Annotated in this window: 16 protein-coding genes and 2 pseudogenes; 9 read left to right on the top strand and 9 right to left on the bottom strand. The window is 59.3% G+C overall.

What is annotated here, in order from left to right:
• Window positions 1–9 precede the first annotated feature (9 nt).
• On the bottom strand, window positions 10–1158 hold the full coding sequence (locus WLY71_RS19400; protein ID WP_347804828.1) for a muconate cycloisomerase family protein: 1149 nt from the start codon (window positions 1156–1158) through the stop codon (window positions 10–12).
• Between the two features lie 127 nt (window positions 1159–1285).
• Here WLY71_RS19400 and WLY71_RS19395 point away from each other — a divergent pair, with 127 nt between their 5' ends.
• Complete coding sequence (locus tag WLY71_RS19395) at window positions 1286–2170, top strand: LysR family transcriptional regulator (RefSeq protein WP_347804827.1); 885 nt, start codon at window positions 1286–1288, stop codon at window positions 2168–2170.
• A gap of 167 nt (window positions 2171–2337) precedes the next feature.
• On the opposite strand, the gene WLY71_RS19390 is transcribed toward WLY71_RS19395, so the two are convergent.
• From WLY71_RS19390 to WLY71_RS19380, 3 genes and pseudogenes are all read right to left on the bottom strand, one after another.
• Window positions 2338–2580, bottom strand: a complete 243-nt coding sequence (locus WLY71_RS19390; RefSeq protein ID WP_140682260.1) for a DUF1652 domain-containing protein — start codon at window positions 2578–2580, stop codon at window positions 2338–2340.
• Between the two features lie 119 nt (window positions 2581–2699).
• Entirely contained in the window at window positions 2700–3599 is a 900-nt protein-coding gene (locus tag WLY71_RS19385) for a polysaccharide deacetylase family protein (protein ID WP_347804826.1), read from the bottom strand.
• Between the two features lie 99 nt (window positions 3600–3698).
• Window positions 3699–4199 (bottom strand): annotated as a pseudogene (locus tag WLY71_RS19380) (type 2 periplasmic-binding domain-containing protein); the annotation flags it as partial.
• Between the two features lie 351 nt (window positions 4200–4550).
• Here WLY71_RS19380 and WLY71_RS19375 point away from each other — a divergent pair.
• The 5 genes and pseudogenes from WLY71_RS19375 (at window position 4551) to WLY71_RS19355 (ending at window position 8435) form a co-directional block, all read left to right on the top strand.
• Window positions 4551–5551 (top strand): annotated as a pseudogene (locus WLY71_RS19375) (aliphatic sulfonate ABC transporter substrate-binding protein).
• A gap of 49 nt (window positions 5552–5600) precedes the next feature.
• Window positions 5601–6437 (top strand): ABC transporter permease, encoded by an 837-nt coding sequence (locus tag WLY71_RS19370; protein ID WP_347804825.1) that lies wholly within the window; start codon window positions 5601–5603, stop codon window positions 6435–6437.
• 3 nt (window positions 6438–6440) lie between these two features.
• Window positions 6441–7154, top strand: coding sequence for an ABC transporter ATP-binding protein (locus WLY71_RS19365; protein WP_347804824.1), 714 nt, complete (start codon window positions 6441–6443; stop codon window positions 7152–7154).
• A 64-nt stretch (window positions 7155–7218) separates the two neighbouring features.
• On the top strand, window positions 7219–7899 hold the full coding sequence (locus WLY71_RS19360) for an SOS response-associated peptidase (RefSeq protein ID WP_347804823.1): 681 nt from the start codon (window positions 7219–7221) through the stop codon (window positions 7897–7899).
• A 263-nt stretch (window positions 7900–8162) separates the two neighbouring features.
• On the top strand, window positions 8163–8435 hold the full coding sequence (locus tag WLY71_RS19355) for a hypothetical protein (protein WP_347804840.1): 273 nt from the start codon (window positions 8163–8165) through the stop codon (window positions 8433–8435).
• 58 nt (window positions 8436–8493) lie between these two features.
• Here WLY71_RS19355 and WLY71_RS19350 read toward each other — a convergent pair whose 3' ends face one another.
• From WLY71_RS19350 to WLY71_RS19335, 4 genes are all read right to left on the bottom strand, one after another.
• Complete coding sequence (locus WLY71_RS19350) at window positions 8494–8715, bottom strand: hypothetical protein (protein ID WP_347804822.1); 222 nt, start codon at window positions 8713–8715, stop codon at window positions 8494–8496.
• 103 nt (window positions 8716–8818) lie between these two features.
• The gene (locus tag WLY71_RS19345) at window positions 8819–8980 is read right to left on the bottom strand and encodes a hypothetical protein (protein ID WP_008157331.1); all 162 of its coding nucleotides are present in this window, start codon (window positions 8978–8980) and stop codon (window positions 8819–8821) included.
• 60 nt (window positions 8981–9040) lie between these two features.
• Entirely contained in the window at window positions 9041–9352 is a 312-nt protein-coding gene (locus tag WLY71_RS19340; RefSeq protein ID WP_282377912.1) for an AzlD domain-containing protein, read from the bottom strand.
• Window positions 9352–10050, bottom strand: a complete 699-nt coding sequence (locus WLY71_RS19335; RefSeq protein ID WP_347804821.1) for an AzlC family ABC transporter permease — start codon at window positions 10048–10050, stop codon at window positions 9352–9354. The genes WLY71_RS19340 and WLY71_RS19335 overlap by 1 nt, the downstream gene beginning before the upstream one ends.
• A 418-nt stretch (window positions 10051–10468) precedes the next feature.
• Here WLY71_RS19335 and dapA point away from each other — a divergent pair, with 418 nt between their 5' ends.
• The 3 genes from dapA to WLY71_RS19320 are packed head-to-tail and all read left to right on the top strand — an operon-like array spanning window position 10469 to window position 12730.
• The gene (gene dapA / locus WLY71_RS19330) at window positions 10469–11344 is read left to right on the top strand and encodes a 4-hydroxy-tetrahydrodipicolinate synthase (RefSeq protein WP_347804820.1); all 876 of its coding nucleotides are present in this window, start codon (window positions 10469–10471) and stop codon (window positions 11342–11344) included.
• Window positions 11345–11404: 60 nt separating this feature from the next.
• Window positions 11405–11788 carry a DUF2784 domain-containing protein gene (locus tag WLY71_RS19325; protein WP_347804819.1) on the top strand — a complete coding sequence of 128 codons (384 nt, stop codon included), beginning with the start codon at window positions 11405–11407 and terminating at the stop codon, window positions 11786–11788.
• 24 nt (window positions 11789–11812) lie between these two features.
• Window positions 11813–12730 (top strand): LysR family transcriptional regulator, encoded by a 918-nt coding sequence (locus tag WLY71_RS19320; protein ID WP_150655519.1) that lies wholly within the window; start codon window positions 11813–11815, stop codon window positions 12728–12730.
• A gap of 2 nt (window positions 12731–12732) precedes the next feature.
• Here the strand turns inward: WLY71_RS19320 and WLY71_RS19315 are convergent.
• Window positions 12733–13939: sensor domain-containing diguanylate cyclase (locus tag WLY71_RS19315; RefSeq protein ID WP_347804818.1), on the bottom strand; the 1207-nt coding region annotated here is incomplete at its 5' end.

Raw genomic sequence — 13939 nt, 5'->3', positions numbered from 1 at the left:
GTGCTCTCCTCAGGCTTGATGAATGGCAGTCGACGTTTTGTCACGACGGAAGAACGCCAGACGTTCTTCATCGAGGCTCAGGCCCAGCCCCGGCGTTTTCGGCACGTGCAGCTCAAAATCGCGATAGACCAGCGGCTCGCTGAGAATGTCTTCAGTCAGCAGCAGCGGGCCGAACAGCTCGGTGTCCCACGCCAGTTTGTTCAGCGTGACAAAGGCATGGGCCGAGGCCAGGGTGCCGATGCCACCTTCGAGCATGGTGCCGCCATACAGGCCGATACCGGCGGCTTCGGCAATCGCAGCGGTTCGCAGCACGGCGCGTGGGCCGCCGTTCTTGGCGATCTTCAGGGCGAACACCGACGCTGCGCCTTCACGGGCCAGATTGAACGCATCTTCCACGCACTCGATGGACTCGTCGGCCATGATCGGCGCCGGGCTCATGGCGTTCAGGCGCGCCATGCCGGCACGGTTATTGCGCGAAATCGGCTGTTCGATCAGGTCGATGCCGTTGGTTCCCAGGATCCGGCAGGCGCGCAGCGCAACCGCTTCATCCCAGGCCTGATTGACATCGACCCGCACGCTGGCGCGATCGCCCAGGGCTTTCTTGATCGCAATGACGTGGGCCAGGTCGCGGTTGACCTCACCGGCACCGATTTTCAGTTTGAAGATCCGGTGGCGGCGCAGGTCGAGCATTTTTTCCGCTTCGGCGATGTCCTTGTCGGTGTCGCCACTGGCCAGGGTCCACGCCACTGGCAGGGCATCGCGAACGCGGCCGCCCAACAACTCGCTGACCGGCAGCCCAAGGCGTTTGCCCTGAGCATCGAGCAAGGTGGTTTCGATACCTGATTTAGCAAAGGTGTTGCCACGGATGCTGCGCTCCAGGCGCAACATCGCGGCATTCACATTGGCGCTGTCCTGGCCCAGCAGCAGCGGCGCGAAGTGTCGGTCGATGTTGGTCTTGATGCTGTCAGGGCTTTCGTTGCCATAGGCCAGGCCACCGATGGTAGTGGATTCGCCGATACCTTCAATGCCGTCGGCGCAGCGCACGCGAATGATCACCAGGGTCTGGTTCTGCATGGTGTGCATCGCCAGCTTGTGCGGGCGGATGGTCGGCAGATCGACGATGATCGTCTCGATCGATTCAATGGCTGTTGCAAGCATGTCGATACCCGTCAGGTTCTTAAAGTTCTGGAACCGATTCTGGTACGGCTTTTTTCGGGAAGCCAATATAGAATTGGTCTGACTTGATACCTTTAAGGTATGCAACCGACTTGCATCTGGAGGCTCCATGGAACTGCGTCACCTGCGGTATTTTCAGGTGTTGGCTCAAACCCTCAACTTCACCCGTGCCGCCGAGCTTCTGCACATTGCCCAACCACCCCTGAGTCGGCAGATGCAGCAATTGGAGGATGAACTCGGGGTGTTGTTGCTGGAACGCGGGCGGCCGCTGAAACTGACCGATGCCGGGCGGTTTTTCCATGAACACTCTACCGCCCTGCTCGAGCAACTGGGCAAGGTATGCGACAACACGCGACGGATCGGTCTGGGCGAGAAGACCTGGCTGGGCATCGGTTTTGCCCCGTCGACGCTCTACGGCGTGCTGCCGGAACTGATTCGCCGTTTGCGCAGCGGCGAGCCCCTGGAGCTTGAACTGGGGCTCTCGGAAATGACCACGTTGCAGCAAGTTCAGGCGCTCAAGGCCGGGCGTATCGATATCGGTTTCGGCCGCATCCGCATCGACGACCCGGCGATCATCCAGACTGTTTTGACTGAAGACCGACTGGTCGCCGCCCTGCCCGCCGGCCATCCATTACTGGCCGGGCCGATCAGCCTTCGCGAATTGGCGAAAGAACCCTTCGTGCTGTACCCCGGCAACCCCCGCCCGAGCTACGCCGACCATGTGATCGCGTTATTCGAATCCTATGGCGTGAGCATCCACGTGGCGCAATGGACCAACGAGCTGCAAACAGCTATCGGTCTGGTGGGAGCGGGAATCGGCGTCACCCTGGTGCCGGCCTCGGTGCAATTGCTGCACCGCGACGACATTGGTTTCACGCCGCTGCTGGAAGACAACGCGACCTCGCCGATCATTCTCAGCAGGCGCGTGGGCGACGTATCGCCGGGGTTGAATCATTGCTTGCAGATGATTGATGAACTGCAGCCGCGGGACTGACCCGAATGCCTGCTGCAATGCGATGCGTAGCAGCTGGCGAAGCCTGCGTTCGGCTGCGCAGCAGTCGTAAAACCGGTATCCACGGTTCACCTGAAACACCGCAGTGCCTGATTTCACGACTGCTTCGCAGCCGAACGCAGGCTACGCCAGCTGCTATATAGTCCACTTCAGCCGGCAAACGCCCGACGACCGGCGCGCATCTCGATGCGTAACTCGCCAATCAGATTGGAGATATCGCGAACGGTGGTCAGCCGTTCAGGTGATACACCGGTAATCAACAGATCAATTCGTCCGGCGGCGGGTTCGTAGACCTTGATCCGTAACGTTCCGTCGGGATTCACCGTGCAGGCACAGGAAAGCGGTTGAAAACCGGACTCAACAATGCGGCAAAGCTCAGGAACTGAAACCATGACAGGCGCCTCCGTGGCCATTAATCGGATCCAACTTGCTCAGCATAGATGCGCTTTCCCCATCCTGCGCCCGCCAATGCTGAAAATAAGTGTTAGCTGTTTCTCACTTTGGTGACCTTTCAGTGAGAATCCGCGCCCCAGATCCAATTCCAGAGCCCCGGCAATTTAACCGGCTGTGAACTGTCGCGAACGGTACGCGCCATGGCGGCCCGTTGCAGCGCTGCCGTGTCGTCGTAAAACGGCTTTTCGGCGGTTTTCACACCGGTAGCCTGTGCGCTGTCGAGAAGGATTTGCAGGTACTCCCGAGTATGCCGGGCGGTGTAGCGATTGAGGTCGTGGAAGGTCACCACCACCGGAATCACCCCGTCCACCACCGGTAACTCGCCAAGGGCGATGCGCTCGCGCACTTCGGACATTGTGCGCAAGAAGTGGGCCCGCCGCTGGGGGCTGGCGTTGAAACCCCAGATCTTGCCGTCATTGGCGCTCAGGTCGGTCAGCAGCACATGCATGCCGTGTTGCTGATAGGCAGCGAAAGTGCGCTTGTCGTAGCTCCAGAATGGCGGGCGCACCAGGGTCGGTGGAACACCGGTGATCGCAGCGATGTCGGCGCTGCCGTTGGTGAGGGACTGTTCCAGTTCTTGCGGATCCAGGGATCGATGATTGGCGTGCCCGGGCGTGGCCGTGTGAAAGCCCAGGATCTGACCTTCGGCCTGTTCGCGATGCATGACCTGGCGCCCTATTTCACTGCCGCCGGCTCGTGAGGCACGGGTCTGCACGAAGAACACCGCTTTGAGGTTCGGCTGCACCGGGTTCGACGCCAGACTGTCGAGCACCGTCATCGTCGGATTCCAGAAACTCGAGGCGCTGGGACCGTCGTCGAAGGTCAGCAGAAAACGGATCGGTGGTTGCGCGCTCAGACGCTGCTCGGTCTGCGGCGTCATTTCGATAGGAGAAGCGATACACCCAACCAGCCCTGTGGCGATGATGAGTACGGATAGAACCTTGAACAGCCATTTCATGTTTTGCCCATTTATCCTTCGTCGGCCCGCAGGTCGCTGCGGGCCGAGGTTGGATAAGGGTACACAGTGTTTGGTTCCAGCGCTGCCCGGCATCGTGGGTTACTCGGCAAACGCCTGTTGAAACGAGCTGTCGATAATCGGTGCAGTCGCCAATGCAGCCGGCAGCGCTTTTACCTTGAACAGGAAGTCCGCGGTGCTTTGCAGATCCTTTGCTGCCTGCGCATCCACCGGGCCGACGGTCATGTGGGCCTGGCGCAACCAATGGCGCGAAACGTTCTGGTCAAGGTTGGCTTTCTTCGCCCAGAGATCGGCGTACTCGTCAGTGTGGTTGTCGACCCAGGCCCGGGCCTTTTTCAGGCGCACCAGAAAGTCGGCAATGGCTTCGCGCTTGCTGTCGATCGACGGTGTCGAGGCGGCGATGGCGCTCAGGCCGGGCATCAGGTTCTTGGCGGTGAGGATCGGCCGGGCGCCGGAGAACAGAATCTGCTGGGAGATGTAAGGTTCCCAGACCGGGAACGCGTCGATGCTGCCCTGAGGCAGCGCGGCGGCGGCATCGATCGGCATCAGTTTGATGAAGTCGACATAGTCTTCCGGCAGTGTGGTGCGGCGAACAATGCGCTGGTCAGCAGACTGCGCACGAATCGGGACAGGTTCATCGGGGGCTCCTTGAGGGGTATTGCGATAGACCATAACGCTCTTACAAGAAGCTTTTAAAATTCGATTAATGCATAAGCTCATGACCCGCAGCGAACAGTGTTTGCCCAGCAACAGCGACTAAACAGACTGTTTTCCCTTGAACATTTCTCTGCCGCTGCTTCAGGGCCAAGGCCTTGAAAACACTCGTCACGTAAAACATGGCACAGAGCCTGCAATATTCCTTTTATGCAGAAAGCATTTATAAAAATGGTTTTTTGGAAATAAAAACCTCGTCGCCTTGCCTGGAGCTGCCCCATGAAAACCACCTTCCGTTTCCCCCACGTCAGGTCTCTGCTCAGCGCCTGCGCCCTGGCGCTCAGCCTGCAACCGCTTGCCCAGGCCGCTGAAGCGCCACCGGCCGAGGTGCATTTGGATTACGCCTATTACTCGCCCGTGAGCCTGGTGCTCAAACACTTCGGCTTTCTGGAAAAAGCCCTGCCACAGACCAAGGTCAGCTGGGTGCTGAGCCAGGGCAGCAACCGCTCGCTGGAATACCTTAACAGCGGCGGCGTCGACTTCGCCTCCTCCGCCAGCCTCGCCGCCGTGCTGAGCCGCGCCAATGGCAGTCCGATCAAATCGGTTTACGTCTACAGTCGCGCCGAATGGACGGCATTGGTGGTGCGCAAGGATTCGCCCTACAAGACCGTGGCCGATCTGAAAGGCAAAAAAATCGCCGCCACCAAGGGCACCGACCCGTACCTGTTTACCCTGCGCAGCCTGCAACAGGCAGGCCTGACCAAAGATGATGTGGAACTGGTGCATTTGCAGCACCCGGACGGTCGCACCGCGCTGGAAAAAGGTGACGTCGACGCCCTGGGCCGGACTCGATCCGCACATGGCCGCGAGCCAGGTTCAGGCCGGCTCCCGGTTGCTCTATCGCAACACCCAATTCAACAGCTACGGCGTGGTCAGCGTCACCGACACCTATGCCAAAGAACACCCACAGACCATCGAAACCGTACTGAATGCCTACGAGCAAGCTCGCGAGTGGGCGGTAAAAAATCCCGAGGAACTGGCGAAACTACTCGCTGGCGAATCCGGTCTGCCGCTGGAAGTGGCCAAGCTGCAATTGTCGCGCACCGCGCCTGAGCAGCCCGCAATTGACCGCCAAGGACGTGATCGCCTCCAAGGCTGCCGCACCGATTCTGGTTTCTGAAGAACTGGTTCGTCGTGGGGTGAATGTCGATCAAGTCATCGATCAACTGATCGACACCGGCTTCAAAGAAACCGTGGCTCGTGTAGGAGCTGTCGAGTGAAACGAGGCTGCGATCTCTTGATCTTGATTCGTCGTGACCGGAGAACCCAATGACCAGCAAAAGCAAACACCTGTCCGCCCCGCTGGCATTGCCCGCACTCCGACGCCTCAACAACGCCTGGAAACTCCGCCTCAAGGCCCTCGCCCTACCGGTGCTGATCATCCTGCTGCTGGAATTCGTCGTGCGTATCGGCTGGTTGCCGTCTTACCAAATGCCGGCCCCCAGCGAGATCGCGCTGACCTTGAGAGACCTCGCCGAAGGCGCGCTGTGGAAGCACATCAGCGCCAGCCTGTTGCGGGTGCTGTTGGGTTTCGCCATCGGCGCCGGGCTGGCCCTGGTGTTTGCCGCGTGGGTCGGTTTGAGTCGCGAAGCCGAAGCCTGGCTGGAGCCGACGTTCGCCGGCCTGCGCTCGATCCCGAGCCTGGCCTGGGTGCCGCTGTTGCTGCTGTGGCTGGGCATCGACGAGACCTCGAAAATCGTCTTGATCGCCATCGGTGCCTTCTTCCCGGTGTACCTCAATGGCGTCGCGGCGATCCGCGACATCGACCGCAAACTGGTGGAAGTCGGGCAGATGTACGGCTTCAGCCGATCGCGACTGGTGCGCCGAATTCTGTTGCCCGCCGCCCTGCCCGGCCTGTTCACCGGGTTGCGCAGCGGTATGAGCCTGGCCTGGATGTTTTTGGTCGCCGCCGAACTGATCGCCGCGACCAAAGGCCTGGGGTATCTGCTCAGTGACGGTCGCGAGACTTCACGCCCGGACATCGTGCTGGCGGCAATCATCGTGCTGGCGCTGCTGGGCAAACTCAGCGACGGCATCCTCGCCGGCCTGGAGAAGCGTTTCCTCGCCTGGCGCGACACCTTCAACGGCCAAAGCGCAGAGGATTGAGCCATGACCGACCACCTGCTGGACATTCGCGTCGAGCGCAAAACCTTCGCCACCACCACCGTGCTCAAGAACATCCACTTGCAATTGCAACCCCGGGAAGCCGTCAGCCTGCTGGGCCCCAGCGGCTGCGGGAAAAGCACGTTGCTGCGGATCATCGCCGGCCTGGAAAAGGACTTTGAGGGCGAAGTGCTCAGCAGCGCCGGGGAAGTCGCTTTTGTGTTCCAGGAGCCACGACTGATGCCATGGCTGACGGTCGAACAGAACATCGGGTTCAGCGCCGACAACCAATACGACAAAGCCTGGGTCGCGCAACTGATCGACGAAGTCGGCCTCGGCGGTTTTGCTCAAGCTCTGCCCAAAGCACTGTCCGGCGGTATGGCGCAGCGGGTGGCGATCGCTCGCGGCCTCTACTCGCGACCGCAAGTGCTGTTGCTGGATGAGCCCTTCAGCGCGGTGGACGCCTTTACCCGAATGAAACTGCAGGACTTGCTGCTGCAACTGGCCGAACGTCACGCCATCGCCCTGCTGCTGGTGACCCACGACGTGGATGAAGCGCTGTACCTCAGTGATCGGGTTTTGGTGATGGACAATCGTCCCAGCAGTATTCGTCAGGAGCTGGCGGTGCAACTGGCCCATCCCCGTGATCGGCGCGACCCGCTGCTCGCTCGCCTCAAGGCCTTGTCGTTGACCGAGTTGCAGCGTGCCCATGTGATCTGAGCAACTAAGCTGAAATCTCCAGCCAAAGCGCTTTATCAGAGCTCTTCAATCGGAGGATCAGCCTATGTGCGGACGCCTGTCGCAGTACCGTGGCATTCACGATTTTGTCGCGGTGCTGAGCATCCCCGACGCGTTGATCAACCACGTCGATGATGAACCGCTGGCCCGCTACAACGCTGCGCCCACCACGCAACTCGCCCTTCTGCATCTGGAAAGCAACGGCCTGCACGCCGATTTTCAGCGCTGGGGATGGCGGCCGCACTGGGCCAAAGATCGTGCGGCACCGATCAATGCACGGGTCGAAAAAGTCGCCCACGGCCCGTTCTTCCGGGCGATCTGGCCGCACCGCGCAATTGTGCCGATCGACAACTGGTTCGAATGGGTCGACGCCGGGGATTCGACGAGGCAACCGTGGCTCATCCGCCGACGGGACCGGGCGCCGATTTTCTGCGCCGCGATCGGACAGTTTCCCGGCCCGGGTGGTGAGCCGCGGGCCGACGACGGTTTTGTGATCATCACCGCCGACAGTGCGGGCGGCATGCTCGACATTCATGACCGACGCCCCGTGGTGTTGTCTGCACCGCTGGCGCGGGAATGGCTTGACCCGGCCACACCCACAGAACGAGCTGAGCAACTGGTGCTGTGGCAGGGTGAAGTCAGCGAGGTTTTCGAGTGGTACAAGGTGGACAAAGCGGTGGGCAATTCAAGAAATCAAGGCGCGACACTGATTGATGAAACACCCTGAACGTATCAATGCAGACATAAATGCAGGAATAAGTACCAGTTATATATACATATTCAACACTTAATCGTTACACATGTCGTGTCATCCAAGAAACACTTTCCTTTGTTTGGCGATTTAACTATTAACCGCCTGTCTGACACTTCGATACATTTAGAACAACTATGGATAGCATGCGCGCCGCATTCCCTCGGCACCCCGCAATTGACCAAAGAGTCAACAAACCAAGGAAATCCCTACAACAACAAGCCTTGCAGAGAATTAAATTGCGCGACGATTTCACAATTAATCAAGTCGATGGTCTGGCGTGTGTTTATCTTTCGAAGACAGAACATTACCCACTCGACTGTTTTATCGGGCAATACATAAAGACCCGCAACCTGCATTCAATTGCCACTATCGGCAACCTCCTGCGTACAACCCTCGAAAACTATCCGGGTAAACCTCCGGTCATGGTCAACGAGCTGAACGCCTGGATCGACAAGACCTTGGGTTATAGGGCCTCCCACCCCGATTTTCTGACGCTGGAAGAGGTTTGAGTTGATGAACCGGGTTCCTTCAGCCAACGAACTGAACGAACCCGACATCGAGCCACTCTCAATAACTGAGCTTCGGCCCAAGGAGGAATACATGAGCAAACTCGTCCCCTATGCCGTGCACTATATGTTCGACGGCGTTCGTCAGCACTTTTTCAAACTGGCCGAACAGTTTTAAGATGTCGAGGCGATACATTCGGCTTCCGCCCATGCTTATCCCGACTTCGGTCGTCAAATCGCCGCACACGCCAACCTCGAAACCGCGCGCATCAAAGCGCAGCAATTGGGCATTACACACATTCGCTGGAATGAAGCGATCTGATTTAATAATCGCCCAATGAAAAGCCCCGCATTGATAGCGGGGCTTTTTTGTATGTGCAGCGCGGTCAAGGTTTCAGCGGACGTTCCTGGTCGCGATCTGACAGCTCTTTACCGTCGTCGGGGTGCTTCCAGTCCGGCGTCGAACGCCTCTGCCGCTCAATCTCTTCTTCCGTGGGTTCGTCATCCACATCTTCATCCGGGTACGGACGCTTTGGATCATTAGCCATGCTCACCTCTCTTCCTGTAGGGGTCCCCTTGAAGCGTAGAACAGTTTCGACGGGAACGACTTAGAGCCACCAACGCAGCAAAAAGAAGAACCCCATGCTCAACACCATGCTGAGCAAGGTATTGCGGGTGTAGAGCACCAGCCCCACCGCCACCAGCGAACTGATCAGGTACGGGTTGTCCCACTGCAGATTCAGCTGCTTGTCCGGCATGAACACGATCGGCCCGCAGATCGCGGTCAGCATGCCCGGTACCGCAAAACCCAGGAACTGCCGCGCATTACTGCTCAAGCGCACGGGCAGCCGAGGCTCCAGAAACACATAGCGGTTGAGGAAAACCAGTATCCCCATACCGACAATAACCGCCCAGACCATCATGTGCGTCCACCGTAGATTTTGTTGCAGATAAAGCCTGCGGTCATGCCCGCCAACCCCGACAGCACTAGCGCCGAGCCCCATTGCCAGTAGCTGAACAGCACCGAGCAGAACAGCGACACCGCCACACACACCACCGTCGGCACGTTTCGCACCACCGGGGTGATCAGGGCGATAAAAGTCGCCGCGATGGAGAAGTCCAGCCCCAGATGTTCCAGCCCGGGAATGCTGCTGCCCAGCACGATGCCGGCCAGGGTGAAGAGGTTCCAGGCGATGTAAAACGTCAGGCCGACACCCAGCGCGTACCAGCGGTTGAACTGTTGTTTGTCATGCGCACTGGTCAGGGCGAACAGCTCATCAGTGAGCAAAAAACCGAGCCCCACACGCCAACGTCCCGGCAATGGCGAAATCACCGAACGCATGCTCATCCCATAGAGCAAATGCTGGGAGGTCAGCAGCAGCGTGGTCAGCAGAATCGAAAAGATCCCGGCACCGCCCTTGAGCATGCCGATCGCCACCAGTTGCGCCGCCCCGGCAAATACGATGCTCGACAAACCCTGGCCTTGCAGGGGCGTGAGATTGGCTTCGATGGCCATGGAACCGGCCAGCAGCCCCCAGGGCGCGGTGGCCAGGGACAACGGCATGATCGCCGCAGCGCCGCGAAGAAAGGCACTGCGCGGCATGAGTGAATTGGACATAACGCTCTACTACCAGGGAAAGACCTCAGACTGTGCCAGCAGTCATGGCCAAAGGCTTGAACAATCTTGCGCACTTGGTCCTCGGCCAAGCACAACGGCAGAATGCGTGCGGAGCTCGCTGATTTTCGCGATTGACAAAAATCGCGCCGGCTTTTAAAACTGAGCGCCTCATTCAGGGTGTAAGCAAGTATGTCCGCAACCTTCAACCTCAACACTGTCGTCATTGGCTTGAATGCCAAGGCGCAAGGTTGCGTTGCGCATGCCCTCAAATCGAAGAAACAGTCGCTCATGTGACCGGGGCGCGCTGTCCCGTCAGATGAGCTGACAGGACATTGAGCGCGACGGACACCCTCCCCTTGCTTACTGCCTTCTACGCTTCTGACGGTGACGAAATCGGTCAACCTTCAGGAGTACGTGCATGTCATCGTTTCAAGGTATCTGGGTCCCTCTCGTTACACCGTTTCGCAACGGTGCGATCGATTTCGTCGGCTTGCGCCGGCTGGTCAATCATCTGCTGGAAAAAGGTGTCGATGGCGTTGTGGTCTGCGGCACCACGGCGGAAGCGGCGGCACTGAGCAAACACGAGCAACTGGCGGTGCTCGATGCGGTGCTGGCGCAGGTGCCGGCGGAACGGGTGGTCATGGGCCTGGCCGGCAACAATATGACCGAGCTGCTGCAATTACAGAGCGAGATCCTGAAACGTCCACTGGCCGGTTTACTGGTACCGCCGCCGTATTACATCCGTCCGTCTCAGGCTGGCCTCGAAGCGTTTTACAAAACCGTCGCCGATGCCTCCAGCGTTCCGCTCATTCTTTACGACATCCCTTACCGCACCGGCGTGGCGTTCGAGCAGGCAACCCTGCTCAACATCGTCGCCCATGAGCGAATCGTCGCGATCAAGGATTGCGGCGGCAATCACGCCAACACCCTGGCGCTGCTAGGCAGTGGCAAGGTCGACGTGCTGTGCGGCGAAGATAACCAGATCTTCAGCGCCTTGTGTCTGGGCGCCAAAGGCGCCATTGCCGCTTCGGCGCATGTTCATCCGGAGCTGTTCGTGGCGTTGTATCAACAGATCCGCGACAACCGGTTGGCGGCCGGTCGAGCGACATTCTTCCAACTGCTGCCGCTGATTCACAGCCTGTTCATCGAACCCAACCCCGCCCCGGTGAAAACCGCCCTGACCCTCGAAGGCTTGATCGACGACGAACTGCGGGCGCCGATGCAACGCAGCAGCGAAACCACGGTGGTGCGTTTGAAGGAAGTGCTCACAGCGTTGAACAGCAACAATCGATAGAGCGCCAGCAACCAGCCCGAGTACCATGGAGCCATTCGCATAACGCGTCAGGGAGTCGACATGCTTTACCGAATCGCCGCCGACGGGCTGGTCCTGTTCCACCTGTTGTTCATTCTGTTCGTGCTGTTCGTGCTGTTCGGCGGGCTGCTGGTGCTCAAATGGCGCCCCCTGATCTGGTGGCACCTGCCTGCGGCTGTGTGGGGCGTGTCGGTGGAAGTCTTCCACCTGTACTGCCCGCTGACGCAGTGGGAAAACCTCATGCGCGACGCGGCCGGGCAAACCGGTTATAGCGGCGGTTTCATCGAACATTACGTGTGGCCGGTCATTTACCCGGCGGGCCTGACACCGGCAATTCAGCTGGGACTGGGCAGCGTGGTGCTGGCAATCAACGTGCTGGTCTACCTTCGGTTGATCAGGCTGTGGAAGTTACGTCGGGCAACCTGACACCGAGATCAAGGATTCCGCCCCATGTTATCAATTGAAGATCTCACGCTGCTCGAAGCCATCCGCGAAACCGGCAGCCTGTCCCGGGCCGCTGCCCACTTGGGCAAGGCGCCCTCGACGGTGTCCTACGCGGCGCGGCAACTGGAGGAACGCTTTGACGCCTTGCTGTTCGACCGCCGTCGCTACCGCTTGCAGCTGACCCCGGCAGGTGAGTTGCTGGTAAACGAGGCGGCGCGACTGATGCAAGACGTCTCGCGGCTGACCCAGCGGGTGCAGCAAGTGGCCAATGGCTGGGAGAGCCGGCTATGGATCGTCACCGATGAGTTGCTTGAATTCGAAGCGTTGATCCCGGTGATTCACGAGTTCGATGCGCTGGAGTCCGGCGTGCCGTTGCGCATTACTCAGGAAGTCCTCAAAGGTGTTTGGGAAGCCCTGCGTGAAGGCCGCGCGGACTTGATCATCGGCGCCACCAACGAGCCACCGGCCATCCCTTCCTTGCGCTGGATGCAACTGGGGGAAATGGAATGGGTGTTCGCGGTGTCGCCCAGGCACCCGCTGGCCAAGGCCCAAGAGCCGATTTCTCGCGCCATGGTTGCGCAGCATCGGGCGATTGTCGTGGCCGATTCGTCCAGGGTTACCGAGGGCAGCACTTACGGCGTCTCCGGCGGCCAACCGGTGCTCGCTGTGCCGACCATGCGCGCCAAGATCCTCGCCCAGTGCGACGGGTTGGGCGTGGGTTGGTTACCGAAGCATCGGGTCGGCTCGTTGCTGAAAAACGGCACGCTGGTTGAAAAACAGATGGCCGACCCGCGTGAGCCGAATATCTTGTATGCCGGCTGGCGTGGCGATCACGACGGCCGCGCCTTGGGCTGGTGGCTGGAAAAACTCAAGCAATCGTACCTGTCCACCAAACTGGTTCAGGGCAGTGACCGGTTTGTTTGAATTCAGTTGGCAATGACGCTCATGTTCCGGCCGCTGGCCTTGGCCACGTAAAGCGCCTTGTCGGCGGCCCCTACCAGGTCGCTGGGCTGGGCTTGTGACGCCGGATCGTAAGCGGCGACCCCCAGGCTGACCGTCACCGTGCCTTCAGCCCCTTCACTGTGTTGGATGCCGGCCTGCTGAACCGCGCGACGGATTTTTTCCGCCACCAGAAACGCCCCCACGTAGTCGGTGCCGGGCAGTACGACCGCAAATTCTTCGCCACCATAGCGGGCAGACAGGTCGCCGGGGCGCTTGATGTTGTCCCTGATGATCGTGCTGATGTTGCGCAAACACTCATCGCCGGCCACATGGCCGTAAAGATCATTGAAGCTCTTGAAGTGATCGACATCGATCATCAGCAGCGCGAGGTGGGTCTGGTTGCGCCTGGCGCGACCCATTTCGGCGAGGATGAACAGATCGAACTGACGCCGGTTGGACAGTCCGGTCAGCGCGTCCTCCAGCGCCAGCAACTCAAGACTGCGGTTAACCTCGATCAGTTTTTCCTGCGCATCCAGCAATACGCCCTGCACATGGTTCTGCTGCCTCATGAGGCGAATGAGGCGATAACCGAGGAGGCCCAGAAACCCCAGGAACAACGAGACGATGCCAGCACTCAGCAGTACCTCCTTACGCCAGGCGGCCAGGACTTCATCTTTGTTCAGCGCCGCAAAGATGATCAGCGGATAACCGTCGACCCTGCGAAAACCGACCACACGCTCGACGCCATCCACATAGGACGGGACCATTGCCGTGCCTGAATTACCCTTGGGCAACAGTTGCGTAAACAACGGTCCCTTGGCGACGCTGATGCCGATTTCAGCTTCTTTGAACGGCCGGCGAACGACGATGGTGGCGTCGTCGGCGATCAGGTTGATCACGCCGTTATGACCCATGTCGATGCTGTCGTAGAGCCCGAGGAAATGGCTGAGATAAATCGTTGCCAACGCCACGCCGGCAAAACGGCCATCCGGATGATTGACGCGGCGGGACACTGTCATGATCCATTCACCGCTAGAACGACTCTTGATCGACGGGCCGATGTGGGGTCCGCGGTCGGGATGATTGCGATGGAAGATGAAATACTCACGATCGGCGTTGTTGGCATCTGGCACGACGGCGCCATTGGAATTGGCAATCCAGCGCCCGTCTTCGTCATAGATAAACAAGCCA

The organism is Pseudomonas rossensis (genome assembly GCF_039888995.1).
Taxonomy (GTDB): domain Bacteria; phylum Pseudomonadota; class Gammaproteobacteria; order Pseudomonadales; family Pseudomonadaceae; genus Aquipseudomonas; species Aquipseudomonas rossensis.
This window is presented reverse-complemented; position numbering and strand designations above follow the sequence as displayed.

What these genes read in the sequence shown, in the direction of transcription:
- WLY71_RS19400 (WP_347804828.1), bottom strand. Translation starts at nt 1,158, where the DNA reads ATGCTTGCAACAGCCATTGAATCGATCGAGACGATCATCGTCGATCTG.
- WLY71_RS19395 (WP_347804827.1), top strand. Translation starts at nt 1,286, where the DNA reads ATGGAACTGCGTCACCTGCGGTATTTTCAGGTGTTGGCTCAAACCCTC.
- WLY71_RS19390 (WP_140682260.1), bottom strand. Translation starts at nt 2,580, where the DNA reads ATGGTTTCAGTTCCTGAGCTTTGCCGCATTGTTGAGTCCGGTTTTCAA.
- WLY71_RS19385 (WP_347804826.1), bottom strand. Translation starts at nt 3,599, where the DNA reads ATGAAATGGCTGTTCAAGGTTCTATCCGTACTCATCATCGCCACAGGG.
- WLY71_RS19370 (WP_347804825.1), top strand. Translation starts at nt 5,601, where the DNA reads ATGACCAGCAAAAGCAAACACCTGTCCGCCCCGCTGGCATTGCCCGCA.
- WLY71_RS19365 (WP_347804824.1), top strand. Translation starts at nt 6,441, where the DNA reads ATGACCGACCACCTGCTGGACATTCGCGTCGAGCGCAAAACCTTCGCC.
- WLY71_RS19360 (WP_347804823.1), top strand. Translation starts at nt 7,219, where the DNA reads ATGTGCGGACGCCTGTCGCAGTACCGTGGCATTCACGATTTTGTCGCG.
- WLY71_RS19345 (WP_008157331.1), bottom strand. Translation starts at nt 8,980, where the DNA reads ATGGCTAATGATCCAAAGCGTCCGTACCCGGATGAAGATGTGGATGAC.
- WLY71_RS19340 (WP_282377912.1), bottom strand. Translation starts at nt 9,352, where the DNA reads ATGGTCTGGGCGGTTATTGTCGGTATGGGGATACTGGTTTTCCTCAAC.
- WLY71_RS19335 (WP_347804821.1), bottom strand. Translation starts at nt 10,050, where the DNA reads ATGTCCAATTCACTCATGCCGCGCAGTGCCTTTCTTCGCGGCGCTGCG.
- dapA (WP_347804820.1), top strand. Translation starts at nt 10,469, where the DNA reads ATGTCATCGTTTCAAGGTATCTGGGTCCCTCTCGTTACACCGTTTCGC.
- WLY71_RS19325 (WP_347804819.1), top strand. Translation starts at nt 11,405, where the DNA reads ATGCTTTACCGAATCGCCGCCGACGGGCTGGTCCTGTTCCACCTGTTG.
- WLY71_RS19320 (WP_150655519.1), top strand. Translation starts at nt 11,813, where the DNA reads ATGTTATCAATTGAAGATCTCACGCTGCTCGAAGCCATCCGCGAAACC.